This is a genomic window from Roseateles sp. (assembly GCF_052436255.1).
GTDB lineage: Bacteria > Pseudomonadota > Gammaproteobacteria > Burkholderiales > Burkholderiaceae_C > Pelomonas.
The window spans coordinates 34916-46712 of sequence record NZ_JBQVNP010000028.1 but is presented as its reverse complement, the minus strand read 5'-3'; the positions used below and the strand labels follow the sequence as shown (position 1 = coordinate 46712).

11 protein-coding genes are annotated in these 11797 nt (G+C 64.3%); 9 read left to right on the top strand and 2 right to left on the bottom strand.

All coding sequences use genetic code 11. The features are described 5' to 3' along the window. On the bottom strand, positions 1-141 hold a 141-nt coding region (locus ACT6S0_RS09195), incomplete at its 3' end, for a heavy-metal-associated domain-containing protein (RefSeq protein ID WP_444763601.1). Positions 142-174: 33 nt separating this feature from the next. On the opposite strand from ACT6S0_RS09195, the gene ACT6S0_RS09190 reads away from it, so the two are divergent. Beyond that, positions 175-717 (top strand): hypothetical protein, encoded by a 543-nt coding sequence (locus ACT6S0_RS09190; protein WP_444763600.1) that lies wholly within the window; start codon positions 175-177, stop codon positions 715-717. A 71-nt stretch (positions 718-788) separates the two neighbouring features. Here ACT6S0_RS09190 and ACT6S0_RS09185 read toward each other — a convergent pair whose 3' ends face one another. Further along, a complete protein-coding gene (locus ACT6S0_RS09185) occupies positions 789-2051 on the bottom strand; it encodes an MFS transporter (protein WP_444763599.1) in 1263 nt (420 codons plus the stop codon). Between ACT6S0_RS09185 and ACT6S0_RS09180 the strand changes: the two genes are divergently transcribed. The 8 genes from ACT6S0_RS09180 (at position 2050) to ACT6S0_RS09145 (ending at position 11786) form a co-directional block, all read left to right on the top strand. Then, positions 2050-2292 (top strand): hypothetical protein, encoded by a 243-nt coding sequence (locus ACT6S0_RS09180; protein ID WP_444763598.1) that lies wholly within the window; start codon positions 2050-2052, stop codon positions 2290-2292. The two genes, ACT6S0_RS09185 and ACT6S0_RS09180, sit on opposite strands and share 2 nt — an antisense overlap. A 133-nt stretch (positions 2293-2425) precedes the next feature. Next, a complete protein-coding gene (locus ACT6S0_RS09175) occupies positions 2426-3190 on the top strand; it encodes a hypothetical protein (RefSeq protein WP_444763597.1) in 765 nt (254 codons plus the stop codon). Next, on the top strand, positions 3180-4475 hold the full coding sequence (locus ACT6S0_RS09170) for a hypothetical protein (RefSeq protein WP_444763596.1): 1296 nt from the start codon (positions 3180-3182) through the stop codon (positions 4473-4475). The genes ACT6S0_RS09175 and ACT6S0_RS09170 overlap by 11 nt, the downstream gene beginning before the upstream one ends. 159 nt (positions 4476-4634) lie before the next feature. Beyond that, the gene (locus ACT6S0_RS09165; protein ID WP_444763595.1) at positions 4635-4982 is read left to right on the top strand and encodes a CzcE family metal-binding protein; all 348 of its coding nucleotides are present in this window, start codon (positions 4635-4637) and stop codon (positions 4980-4982) included. A gap of 152 nt (positions 4983-5134) precedes the next feature. Then, complete coding sequence (gene czcI / locus ACT6S0_RS09160) at positions 5135-5515, top strand: cation efflux protein, CzcI family (RefSeq protein WP_444763594.1); 381 nt, start codon at positions 5135-5137, stop codon at positions 5513-5515. 109 nt (positions 5516-5624) lie between these two features. Continuing rightward, on the top strand, positions 5625-6956 hold the full coding sequence (locus ACT6S0_RS09155) for a TolC family protein (RefSeq protein ID WP_444763593.1): 1332 nt from the start codon (positions 5625-5627) through the stop codon (positions 6954-6956). Positions 6957-6982: 26 nt separating this feature from the next. Next, positions 6983-8593 carry an efflux RND transporter periplasmic adaptor subunit gene (locus ACT6S0_RS09150; protein WP_444763592.1) on the top strand — a complete coding sequence of 537 codons (1611 nt, stop codon included), beginning with the start codon at positions 6983-6985 and terminating at the stop codon, positions 8591-8593. A gap of 13 nt (positions 8594-8606) precedes the next feature. Beyond that, the gene (locus ACT6S0_RS09145; RefSeq protein WP_444763591.1) at positions 8607-11786 is read left to right on the top strand and encodes a CusA/CzcA family heavy metal efflux RND transporter; all 3180 of its coding nucleotides are present in this window, start codon (positions 8607-8609) and stop codon (positions 11784-11786) included. Positions 11787-11797 lie beyond the last annotated feature (11 nt).

Sequence of the window (11797 nt, the reverse complement as noted above, 5' to 3'; positions counted from 1 at the left end):
GACGATGGCTTCGCGGACGCCCGGCACCTTCGCAAGGGCCTTCTCGACTCGGGCGACGCAGGAGGCGCAGGTCATCCCTGCGATGGGGAATGTCCAGCGGCGCGCATCTGCCGCCTGAGTGGTGGGTGCAAGTGAGTTCATGGATTCCTTCCCGGCCGGCTTCAGTGCCGACCCATGAACGGAAGTCTCAAGCTTGCCATGATGGGAGAGTCAAGAGGCGATGCAGAGATTTTTTGGCCTCGATGCCACGGTGCCATGGAGGTGTCACTCACCAGCGGCACCATCCAGGAGATGCTTGAAGACACTGCACGCTGCACCAGGTCCCGGTTGTTGCCGGTGCTACTTCTTGCCGTGCTGACACCGATGGCCGGCGCAGCACCCTCCGTTCCTGCCGCACTTGCGTGCCAGAGCACGTCCCTGAACGATGAGCGAGCCGAAGCCGTGTGCACGCTGCCAGGTTCATTGGCCGGCGAGGATGTCCGCTTCAAGGCTCATTTCCTGGGCAGCCACGACGACAGCAAGGTGTCGTTCCGGTCCGTCATGCTGAACGAAACGCCGGTCGCCTGCCGCACGGGCAGCAAGACCGATTCGAGATTCGAGGATGGGGAAGTGACGTTGGACTGCGGTTTCACCGCACCTGCGGCTGCGGCCAGCGTCAAGGTCAGCATTTCCCTGCATCACCTGCAGCTGGACAAGACCGAATTGGTCGTTGACTAGATCCCGCCGCCGGGGGTGGCAGTGCGCCGCGCGTCCATACGGTCTGACGAGTTCGCCCAGTGCCAGCACGCCTACCTGTTCTCACCTGTACCCACCTCCAGATCGTCACCTGAAACCTGAGGCCGCCACGCGAACCAGGAGACGCAGGCTCCGACGATGAGCACGGATGCGGCAATCCAGAACGGGGCCGTGGCATTTAAGGCAAACGCGCTACCGGCGCCAACTGCTCCTACTGCCTGGCCCAGATTGCCGGCGGCTGCCAGTTGGCCGAGCAACAAACCCGGAGCGCCGGGGCGGTTGTTGAGCAGCGTGTACGACAAGACGGGGGCGATCATTCCAGCGCCCAGGGCGACGACAGCGACCATCAGGCCCAGCGCTCTTGCGTCGGACGGAGTGAACATCAGCGCCAGGGCTGAAGCTGCAAAGGTGGCCGCCAGCCACCGCTCGTTGAGCCGACGCCGCACCGCTGCAAACAGCAGGCTAAGCTGCGCTGTCAGCATGACCAGGCTGCAGGTGGCGAACATGGCTGCGATGGCGCTGGAGTTCATTCCGAGCGTCTGGCTGCCGAAGAGGTTGAAGCCCACATCAAAGGTTCCCACCGCAACAGAGGCCAGGAAGGCAAGCAGCATGGACGAGCGAATAAGGCTGCGCGACTTTTCTGGGTCGCTGCAGGGCTGCGCTGAGCGAGCGCGCTCGCTGCCGAGCGCCCAGGGCGTGAGCGCCAGGAGAACCGTCCCGAACGCCGCAATCGCCCAGGCCGGCCAGTGCAGCATCTGCGCCATCTGCCCCACCGGTTCGCGCATCACGGGCCCGGCCAACCAGGTGCCGAACGCGGGGCCGGTGATCAGGCCGATAAACGCCATCGTTCCCAAGACGACAAACCGGCGGCTGCGCACCACCGGCGTGCTGATGTCGGCGATGTAAGCCTGTGCAGTTGGCACTACCGCGGCGGCGCCCGCGCCGGCCAGCAACCGAGTGGCATAGATCCAGCCGATCTGCGTGGCCAACGCGGTCAAGGCGGTACCGACCAAGAACAGGCCGAAGCCGAGCATCAGCACCGGGACGCGACCGATGCGATCCGAAAGGCGGCCCCAAACGAGCGCGAACGTGAATAGCGCGAAGAGGTAGGCCCCGCCCAGCCAACCCACCTGACGGGAGATTTCCTCCGCGGACACGGGGCCGAAATGTCGCAGCAGCGTGGGCTGCAACAGCGGCTGGGCTGCACCGTAGGCCAGCGACACCACAAAGACCATCGCTGCCAACAACGCGATGGCCCGCGCGGGATGAGTGGAAATGATGGACAGGAGGAGACAGGACAACGGGAAGGACGGCATGGCGTCAGACCTCCCGCCCGAGTCCGCGGCCGCGCATCTCGATGCGCTCGGCAAGGGCATCAACGACGTGGACGTGATCGTCCATGGACTGCTGGACAAGATTCCGCCTGCCAAGCCTTGGCAGCGGCAGTTGCGCACCCATCTGCGGTACGCGGATCGCCACGTCGAGATCCTGAGGCTGGCGATCTCGCGCGAGCGCGAGGGGTCGGAAATCCATGAGGCGGCTCGCCAGCTCAAGTAGGTGCTGGAAGTGGCCAACGTGCATATCGCGGGCGGCCGTGCCGACGGCTGGACCCGCAACGCGCTGATGGTGGCGTACCGGGACGCCTCTCTGGTGAGCGCGCTGCTCGCACCTTGATCGAACGCAGGCCCGGATGAATCCAGACCAGACGATGAAACCAATGGCTGACAGCAAAGCCGCCGCGCACGAGCGGTACCACGCCGCCATGGTGGAGGTGAAGTGCCGACTGCGGGCCGCCAACCGCGTTCTTGGCGCCAAGAAGCCGCGGACTCTGACCGATGGCACCGACAACGAGTTCCTGTGGCTCCAGGTGCGCAAGGTGGTCGAACTGGTGGCCTTCGCGGGCATCTCCTCTGACGAGGCGCGGTACGCCGCCTTGCGCGCGGAGGCCAAGGACAACCCGGACTACACGCGTGACTGGAAGGTCGGCGACATCCTGAAGCGGCTGGCCAAGATCACGCCCCACTTTCTGCCGATCGCGATAGGCAACGTCCAGGTCGTCAGCGAGGGCAGGTGGCATTTCGATGCCGGCCAGGAGAAACAGACTCTGGAGCGTTTTGTCGAGATCTACGAGCGGGCAGGGGAGCACCTGCATGTGCCCAACCCTTTTGGGGAGGCATCGCTGGCCAGGCACCAGGAACTCCTGGCCACGTCTCGCGTGCAATTGGTCGATGACGTCGAGTACCTGACAAACGTGCTCTGGACGCACGCCAAGGTCGGACTGGAATTCGATCCGCAGACCAGCGAGCCGCGCGAGGCCGCCAACCCGATTTCGGCGTGGCTGGTCAGGCTCGGCAAGCCCGACAACGATGACGTGAACGTCCTGCTGGCGGAGGGCGTCGACCATCGGGAGCAGACGCCGGGGGCGTCCACCGAGGAGCCGGCCAATGATGCATGAGTCAGCCCATCCGCCATCCGCGCTTTGGCAGCACGACTTCACCGTCGACAACATCATCGACTTCGCCCGCGCGTCGCGCGAGCTGTCCGACTACGTCCGGGTGCTGGTCAAGGAGGGGTATAGGCACCTCGTAGTGCCGAGCCGGGGCGCCGTTCCGTTCATTCGAGCGGCTGCGGCGGCGTGGCGACTTGATGCGCGATCGCTGCCCACGTTCGAACAGCGCCTCAAGGAGGTCAGCGAGGTGAACAAGTCGCCGTTTCTTCAGCAGCTGATCCTTCCATTTTCGGCTGACCCGCAGGATGCGACGCAGACGACGGCGGCTATTCGTCGCTTCTGGAGCAGGGTCCTGGCCGCCATCGTGCATCGAGAGGGCACCGATCCTTACCTGACCTTCTACAAGGCGCTCGTCGAGAACCTCGCCCACCGCTCATGGCACGCCGCGTTGCCGAGCAAGCTCCCCAACGAGAAATTCATCTTTGTTGACACGGTCGTCTCTGGGCGCGCCGTCTGCGAGATCTTCAAGGCCTTCGAACAGGTCGGCCTCAACCAGTGCCAGTTCATCCTGATCGTCGATGCGCGGGGCGCTGAAGTGGTGCCTCAGTACCAGCGCGTCATCGAGGAGATGTGTGCGCGCCAGCGCTGCACCGTGATCCCGGTGAATCGGCTTTTCACCGAAGACCGCGGACCGGCTGTCAGCGGCGTCTGGAGCACCGTGTATCCCCAGGTGCTCGACGCTTTGCGCCAGAAGTTCGAATGGGCCAGGGACGCGTACGGCGCCGGCACCTTCTATCACCGGGTGTCGAGCTCGCAGGTCGAGGCTCGTGAAGGCATTGGCATGACCGACTACAACATGCCCATCACCCAGATGTTTGCGTCGCTTTCGATTGGTATCTCCACCGCGGTCACAGCCCTGCGCGACGCAGATCTCGCCGAACGGAAGTTGGCAGAGACGGTCGGGCGAGAGTTCGAAGGCTTCTCCGAGATGCTGGAGAAGCGCAGGACCCAGATCGATCTGGACCTACGTCGACAACTCGACTACCAGCTCATCAGCTTCCGTGAGACCGTCGAGGAGATGAAGCCCTACAGCCCCATGGACAAGCAGACCACCCGGACCTTGGCGGAGCCGCGCGTGCTGGAGGCGCATCCCAACGCCGTGGTCGATGTCTCCAGTTCCCACCTGGTGAGGGTGACGTTGCCGGAGCAAGACATCGCCAACTTCATGCGGCAGGCCGAGCGCGAGATCGCCCTTGGCAAGGATGTCTTGGACGACGACTCGTTCAGGTAGCCGGCCCAGGAGTCCCGCGGCGCGGCATGCCCGGCTAAATGACAGATTTGTAATGGGACGAGCAGGCATCTCGTCGGGGTCGGATTTCTAAAGTTCTTTCCATGGTGAACGTCTCAGGTGGCTCCCCCGAGCGACCCGTCCGCCGAAGAAGGAATCCTCATGAACCGCACCTCTTCCGCCTCCGCCATGATCGCCAGCCTCTTGTTCGCCGTCGGCGCTGCCCAGGCCGCAACCGGTGGCAACCAGGTCATGCTCAACGGCAAGTCAGTGCACGGTGAAGTCGTCGCCGCCGCGCAAGGCGCGCGCGTCGTGAATGTCGATGCTGGCAAGGCCATCAACGTCAACTGCGGTGACGTGGTGACTTTCCAAAGCGCTGGCAAGAGCTTCACCTGGAAGTTCAACTCCGCCGCCCACCGCGCCCTCGATGTGCGCGACATCGCTCCTCAAGGCTTCACTGACAAGAAGCAGATGGTCTACGTGTCCAGAAACGAGGGCGAAGGCGCTTGATATCGGCGGCTCCGATCCGCGGTCGGGACCGGGCTGCGGATCGAGGAGACAACCTCCTGTAAGGCAAAGCAACCGCGCCTTGCGAACGATTTCACCGAATCGAAAATCTTCGATTCACCCTCGATTCACAGATTAAAGACACAATCCCGCCCATGCGTCGCTGGCTGACCATCCTCCTGCTGTTTGTGCTGCCCGCCCAGTTCGCCTGGTCGGCAGCGGCAGCCTATTGCCAGCATGAGCAGGTCCCGGCCAAGACGCACATCGGGCATCACGTCCATGAGCATGAGGCCGCCGGAGAAGCCGGATCCAAGGCATCCGGCAAGCATCTCGGCGACAAGTCGGCGTCCAAGAGCATCAAGCTCGTGGGCGACAACGACTGTGGGTACTGCCACCTGAGTTTGGCGAAGCCACTGGTGTCCGTCGCGATGACGTTCGACGCCCGAGCCGCCTTCATCGTGGACACCGCGTCCAACCAGGCCTTCCGTTCGCGCGGGCCGGATCTCCTTGAACGCCCCAACTGGCGCGTCGCCTGATTCGGCGAGCGCAGTTACTTTCCTCCCCCTTTCCCGATAGATGCGGCCCTGACCGCATCACTGCACTCGCCGAAGACCTCGCGTTGTTCCTACAACCCTGGAGTTTTCGATGCGCAGAACATTCGTGCCGCTTGCATGCGCGGCACTCATCTCATCCCTTGCCCAGGCGCAGTCGTCTGGGTCCGTCTCGCCCGTTGCGCCTGACGTCCAAGTTTCCCAGGCCTCGGTCGCAGTCCCCGCAGCGGTAGCACCGCAGATCACGCCGCAAGCTCCGTCACAGGTCGCACCTCTGAACCTGCGGTCCGCCGTCGACACGGCGATGGCACAGAACCCAGCACTGCGCGCTGCCGCAGCTGAACTGGATGCCAACGATGGCACGGTGCGGCAGGCAGGCCTCATCCCCAACCCCGTTTTGGGCGTGGACCAGGAGGACGTCAAGTCCGGCACGCGGGTCACCACGGTGCAGCTCAGTCAGACGCTGGAGATGGGTGGCAAGCGTGCCGCCCGCGTCGATGTGGCGCAGCGCGGGAAGGACATCGCTGCGCTTGATCTGGTCGCACGCCGCGCTGACGTGCGGGCCTCGGCCATTCAGGCGTTCTTCGACGCGTTGACCGCTCAGGAGCGCGTCAAGGTGGTCGAGGAGTCTCTGCGCATCGCCAACAGCGGTGCCGACGCTGCGACGCGTCGGGTGACCGCGGGCAAGGTATCCCCTACCGAAGAGACGCGTGCACGAGTTGCCGCATCGACGGCTCGCATTGATTTGCGCCAGGCCCAGGCTGAAGCCTCGGCAGCACTTCGTGCACTGTCCGCGGTCATGGGTGTGCCCGACGGCTCCATCCAGCGCTTGGACGGCAATGTCGATGCGCTGCCCGTCGCTCCCTCGGCTCCAGACATCATGGCCCGCCTGCCCGATGCGCCGGCGGTGCGACGTGCCCTGCTGGAGGTGCAACGGGCGCAGGCCACCTACGGCTTGGCGCGTGCGAACGGTGTTCCGAACGTCACGGTGGGCGTCGGCGCCCGCCGGGCGCAGGAGATCGGCCGCAATCAACCGGTGTTCAGCGTCTCCGTGCCGCTACCGTTGTTTGACCGCAACCAGGGCACACAGCTCGAAGCCCTACGTCGCCGCGATGCCGCCCAAGCCACGGCACAGGCCGAGGAACTGCGCCTGCGCTCTGAGTTGTTGCAGATGTCAGACCTGCTGCAGGCCCGCAAGGAAGAGGTGGAAGCCCTGCGTAGGGAAGTACTTCCTGGCGCGCAAAGCGCCTACGAGGCCGCTAAGACCGGCTTTGAGCTCGGCAAGTTCAGCTTCCTGGACGCCCTCGATGCCCAGCGCACATGGCTTCAGGTCCGCAGCCAGTACTTCACGGCGGTGGCGCAGGTCCACCGCACGGCCGCTGAGATCGACCGCCAGCTCGGCACTACCACCGCCGACCGCCCCTGACAGGCAATCCAACTTCGAGATCGACGATGAAATTCAACCAAAACACTACCGAGAGCGTGCGCGCCTCGCTCGGCAAGAAGCAGATGATCGCCATTGCGGTGGTCCTGGCGCTGGGCGCCGTGGGCACCGTCTCCATCCTCCGCATCGGCGGCAGCTCGCCTGCTGCCGAAGAGAAGGGGGACGCCCACGGAGAAGCCAAAGGCCACGGTGACGACGAGCATCACGGCGAGGTCAAGGGCGAGAAGGGCCACAAGGACGCTGACAGCCATGTCGATGGCGAGCATCACAAGGAGGCGAAGAAGGGCGCCAACGGCGGCGACGTCCTCGGAGTCCAGAAGGGCCTTTCCGTTGAGATGCTGCTTGCCGAGGAAGGCGGAGCGCCACGCATCAAGGTGTGGGTGACGAACGCCGGCAAACCGGTGAAGGTCACTGCGGAGCAGGTGGCCCTCCTGCTGGAACGACCCGGCCAGGACCCGGAGAAGATCTCTTTTGCCGGTCAGGGCGGCGCGCTCGTGAGTGCGAAGACCATCGAGGAGCCGCACCTGTTCAAGGGCTCAGTCAACGTCCAGACGGCTGAGGGCGCGCTGAGCTTCCCCTTCGAGAAGGACGAGGGCGCCGTCACGCTGACGGCCGAGCAGATCAAAACGGCCGGCGTTTCCATCGAAAGCTCGGGCCCGGCACAGATCCGCACGGCGCTCCAACTGCCCGGCGAGATCGCGTTCAACGAGGACAAGACGGCCCACGTGGTGCCGCGCGTTGGCGGCGTGGTCGAGTCGGTCGCCGTCTCGCTGGGTCAGCAGGTCACCAAGGGCCAGGTGCTTGCGGTCATCAGCAGCGCCAGCGTGTCCGACCAGCGTTCCGAGCTGCAGGCCGCGCAAAAGCGCCTCCAACTGACTCGCGCGACCTACGAGCGTGAGAAGCAGCTTTTCGAGCAGCGCATCTCGCCTCAGCAGGACGTGCAGCTGGCCGAGCAGGCCATGCGTGAGTCGGAGATTGCAGTGGCCAACGCGCGCCAGAAGCTCAACGCCATCGGCGCCTCGCCGGACTCTTCCGCGCTCAACCGCTTTGAGCTGCGTGCGCCCTTCAACGGCGTGATCGTCGAGAAGCACATCGCCTTGGGCGAACAGGTGCGTGAGGACGTCAACGTCTTCACCATCTCAGACCTGCGCTCGGTCTGGGCGCAGATCAATGTCCCGGCGAGCAGTCTGCCGCAGGTGCGCATTGGCGAGAACGTCACCATCCGCACGACCGCCTTCGAGCAGACGGCGATCGGCAAGGTCGCCTATGTCGGCGCGCTTATCGGCGAGCAGACGCGCACGGCGCAGGCGCGCGTGGTCGTCGACAACCCGAAGACCGCCTGGCGTCCGGGACTGTTCGTCAACGTCGAGGTGTCCGCCGGCGAGACCCAGGCCCCGGTCACCGTGACGTCGGATGCCGTCCAGACGATGGAAGGCAAGTCGATCGTGTACGTGCGCACCGCCAGCGGCTTCGCGCCGGTTCCGGTTGAACTGGGCCGCAGCGACGGCAAGCGTACCGAGGTCAAGTCCGGGCTGAAGGCCGGAGCGCAGTACGCCAGCGCTGGCGCCTTCGTCATCAAGTCCGAAGCCGGCAAAGCGTCGGCTTCGCACGCGCACTGAAAGAGGCGTCCACATGTTTGAACGCATCATCCGTTTTGCCATCGAGCACCGATGGCTCGTCATGCTGGCCGTGTTCGGCATGGCCGCGCTGGGGGTCTTCAGCTACCAGAAGCTGCCCATCGACGCGGTCCCCGACATCACCAACGTCCAGGTCCAGATCAACACCAAGGCGCCCGGCTATTCACCGCTAGAAACCGAGCAGCGCGTAACCTATCCCATCGAGACGGTCATGGCGGGCCTTCCCGGACTCGAGCAGACCCGGTCGCTGTCACGCTACGGCCTGTCCCAGGTCACCGTCATCTTCAAGGACGGCACTGACATCTACTTTGCACGCCAGCTCGTCAACGAGCGCATCCAGAGCGCGCGCGGCCAGCTGCCGGCGGGAGTGGACCCGAACATCGGGCCGATCTCGACCGGTCTCGGTGAGATCTATCTGTGGACCGTGGAGACCAAGCCCGGTGCCAAAAAGCCCAATGGCGAGCCCTACACGCCCACGGATCTCCGCGAGATCCAGGACTGGGTGATCAAGCCGCAACTGCGCAACGTCACCGGCGTCACCGAAATCAACACCATCGGTGGCTATGCCAAGGAATACCACGTTGCACCGGATCCCAGCCGCCTGGCGTCCTACGGCATCACGCTTGGGGATGTCGTCAACGCGCTGGAACGCAACAACGCCAACGTCGGCGCGGGCTACATCGAGCGCCGCGGCGAGCAGTACCTGATCCGCGCCCCGGGCCAGGTCCGCTCCATCGCTGACATCGGCAACGTGGTGCTGCGCAACGAGGGCAGCGTGCCGGTCCGGATCAAGGACGTGGCCACGGTCGAACTCGGCCGCGAACTTCGTACGGGTGCGGCCACCGACAACGGCAAGGAGGTCGTGCTCGGCACGGTCTTCATGCTGATTGGCGAGAACAGCCGCACCGTGTCTCAGGCTGTCGACAAGAAGATGGTCGAGATCAACAAGAACCTGCCAGCCGGCGTGCACGCAGTGACGGTTTACGACCGCACGATCCTCGTCGACAAGGCGATCAGCACCGTCAAGAAGAACCTGCTGGAAGGGGCGATCCTCGTGATCGTCATCCTCTTCCTGTTCCTCGGCAATATCCGCGCGGCCATCTTGACCGCCATGGTGATCCCGCTGTCCATGCTCTTCACGTTCACGGGCATGGTGAACCAGAAGGTCAGCGCGAACTTGATGAGTCTGGGGGCGCTCGACTTCGGGATCATCATCGACGGCGCCGTCGTGATCGTTGAGAACTGCGTCAGACGCCTGGCGCACGCGCAGGAGCACAAAGGCAGGCCTCTGACGCAGTCTGAGCGCTTCCACGAAGTGTTCCTGGCATCGCAGGAAGCACGCCGTCCGCTGCTGTTCGGTCAGCTGATCATCATGATCGTCTACCTGCCGATCTTTGCGTTGGCCGGTGTCGAAGGCAAGATGTTCCACCCGATGGCGTTCACGGTCGTGATCGCGCTGGTGGGCGCCATGATCCTGTCCATGACGTTCGTGCCGGCAGCCGTCGCGCTGTTCATAGGCAAGAAGGTCTCCGAGAAGGAAAACTTCCTGATGGGCTGGGCGCGCCGCGCCTATGAGCCGGCACTGCTGCGCGTGATGAACGCCAAGCCGCTGGTGATCACAGTTGCGGTCGTCGCAGTGCTCTTGTCGGGTCTGCTGGCCACCCGCATGGGTAGCGAGTTCGTGCCGAGCCTGAACGAAGGGGACTTCTCCATCCAGACGCTGCGAATCCCAGGCACGAGCCTGACGCAGTCGGTCGCCATGCAGCAGCAGCTCGAAAGCACGCTGAAGGAAAAGCACCCGGAAATCGAGCGCATCTTCGCCCGCACGGGTACCGCCGAGATCGCGTCCGATCCGATGCCGCCGAACATCTCGGACGCCTATGTGATGCTCAAGCCGCAGTCGGAGTGGCCTGAGCCTCGCAAGACGCGCGACGAACTGGCGGCACTGATCAAGGCGGACGTTGAGAAGCTCCCAGGTCAGAACTACGAGTTCTCGCAGCCAATCCAGCTGCGGTTCAACGAGCTGATCTCTGGCGTGCGTTCAGACGTGGCCGTCAAGGTGTTCGGTGACGACATGGACGTCATGAACGAGGCTGCCGGCAAGATTGCTGGCGTGCTCAAGGGCATCTCAGGCTCCACCGAGGTCAACGTCGAGCAGACCACTGGCCTGCCGATGCTGAGCGTCCAGATCGACCGGGAGAAGACCGCGCGTTATGGCCTCAATGTCCAGGACGTTCAGGACACGCTGGCGACCGCTGTGGGCGGCAAGGAAGGCGGCACGATGTTCGAGGGCGACCGCCGCTTCGACATCATCGTGCGCGTGCCTGAGAACGTGCGTTCCGACCTGGAAGCGATCAAGCGTTTGCCGGTTCCGCTGCCTGCCGGCGCCAACGGCACGTCCCGCAAGTTCATTCCGCTGAGTGAAGTGGCCGAGCTGTCGCTGTCTCCGGGTCCGAACCAGGTCAGTCGCGAAAACGGCAAGCGCCGCGTCGTGGTCAGTGCCAACGTCCGTGGCCGCGACATCGGTTCGTTCGTCGCCGAGGCTGAACAGGCCATCCAGCAGCAGATCAAGTTGCCGACCGGCTACTGGATGGTCTGGGGCGGCCAGTTCGAGAACCTGCAGTCCGCGACGAACCGCCTGAAAGTGGTCGTGCCGGTGTCGCTCCTGCTGGTCTTCACGCTGCTGTTCGTGATGTTCGGCAATGCCAAGGACGGTCTGCTGGTGTTCACGGGCATCCCGTTCGCGCTGACGGGGGGCATCGTGGCGCTGTGGCTGCGTGACATCCCGATGTCGATCTCAGCCGCGGTTGGATTCATCGCGCTGTCCGGAGTGGCGGTGCTCAACGGCCTCGTGATGATTTCGTTCATCCGGAACCTCCGGGAGTCAGGGAAAGGCCTCGATGAGGCCATCTTCGAAGGTGCGATCACCCGGCTGCGACCGGTGTTGATGACCGCGTTGGTCGCGTCGCTTGGCTTCGTGCCAATGGCGATCGCGACGGGCACGGGTGCCGAAGTGCAGCGTCCGCTGGCCACCGTCGTCATCGGCGGCATCTTGTCGTCGACCGCGCTCACGTTACTGGTGCTGCCGGTGCTTTACCGGATTGCCCACCGCAAGGACGAGGAAGAGGACGAGACCGCGCCTCGTGCCACGGCTGGGGCTGAGGTGATCGCATGAACGCAGGTTCG